This is a genomic window from Marinobacter sp. UBA2498 (assembly GCF_002341575.1).
Classification (GTDB): domain Bacteria; phylum Pseudomonadota; class Gammaproteobacteria; order Pseudomonadales; family Oleiphilaceae; genus Marinobacter; species Marinobacter manganoxydans.
Map to the genome: position 1 here is coordinate 27,551 of NZ_DDOI01000059.1, position 1,377 is coordinate 28,927.

At 56.9% G+C, this 1,377-nt stretch carries 3 protein-coding genes; all 3 read left to right on the forward strand.

What is annotated here, in order from left to right:
* Positions 1-582: cbb3-type cytochrome c oxidase subunit I (locus B2W52_RS07325; RefSeq protein WP_286802184.1), on the forward strand; the 582-nt coding region annotated here is incomplete at its 5' end.
* A gap of 15 nt (positions 583-597) precedes the next feature.
* Positions 598-1,206 carry a cytochrome-c oxidase, cbb3-type subunit II gene (gene ccoO / locus B2W52_RS07330; RefSeq protein ID WP_008174732.1) on the forward strand — a complete coding sequence of 203 codons (609 nt, stop codon included), beginning with the start codon at positions 598-600 and terminating at the stop codon, positions 1,204-1,206.
* A 3-nt stretch (positions 1,207-1,209) separates the two neighbouring features.
* Positions 1,210-1,377: cbb3-type cytochrome oxidase subunit 3 (locus B2W52_RS07335; protein WP_286802281.1), on the forward strand; the 168-nt coding region annotated here is incomplete at its 3' end.

The window sequence follows — 1,377 nt, forward strand, 5'->3', positions numbered from 1 at the left end:
TCCTGGGGCGGCATGATCAACGGCATGATGACTCTGTCAGGCGCATGGCACAAACTGCGCACTGACCCGATTCTGCGCTTCCTGGTGGTTTCCCTGTCGTTCTACGGCATGTCCACCTTCGAAGGTCCGATGATGTCCATCAAGACCGTGAACGCACTCTCCCACAACACTGACTGGACCATCGGCCACGTTCACTCCGGTGCTCTGGGCTGGGTAGCCATGATCAGTATCGGCGCGGTTTATCACCTGGTACCGAAGCTTTGGGGACTCCAGGGCATGTACAGCACAGCGATGATCAACGTGCACTTCTGGCTCGCCACTGTGGGCACCGTACTGTACATCGTTGCAATGTGGGTTAACGGCATCATGCAGGGCCTGATGTGGCGTGCGGTTAACGAAGACGGCACGCTGACCTACAGCTTCGTTGAATCTCTTGAGGCATCCTACGCTGGCTACTTCGTCCGGTTCCTCGGCGGCGTCATCTTCCTGTCAGGCATGCTGATCATGGCTTACAACGTGTACATGACCGTGCGTCAGAAAGATGCGGTTGCGCAAGATAACGCGGCAACTCAGCCGGCGTAACGGGAGAGAGATCAGATGAAACACGAAATTGTCGAAAAAAATATTGGTCTGATGATCGTACTGATCATCCTGACCATCAGTGGCGGCTTTCTGGCCGAAGTAGTGCCTCTGTTTTTCCAGAAAGAAGTTAACGAGCCGGTAGAGGGGCTTGAGCCCCTGTCAGCGCTCGAACTGGAAGGCCGGGACATCTACATCCGCGAAGGCTGCCATGTGTGCCATACCCAACAGATCCGCCCGTTCCGGGCGGAAACCGAGCGGTATGGCCACTACTCCGTTGCGGGCGAGTTTGTTTATGACCGCCCGTTCCTGTGGGGCTCCAAGCGCACCGGTCCGGATCTGGCCCGTGTTGGCGGACGCTACTCCGATGCCTGGCAGCGCCAGCATCTGTACGACCCGCGCAGCGTAGTGCCTGAATCCAACATGCCGGCATTCCCCTGGCTGTTTGAAGACAAGGTCGACCACAGCAAGACCGCTGCCAAGCTGGAGACACTTCAGACTCTGGGCGTGCCCTACACCGACGAGCAGATTGCCGAAGCAGCCGCTCAGGTGGAAGGTAAATTCGAAATCGAAGCGCTGGTCGCGTACCTGCAACAGCTGGGTACTGTGATTTCAGACAGACGGTGAACCATGGATATTAATGAGTTACGCGGCATTCACACACTTCTGGTAATGGCGGTTTTCCTGGGAATCGTCTGGTGGGCCTACAGCGCCCACCGCAGGAAGGCCAACGACGAGGCAGCTCACCTGCCCTTCGACGATGACGACGTGGAAAAGCGTACGCTCGAACAGGAAAAA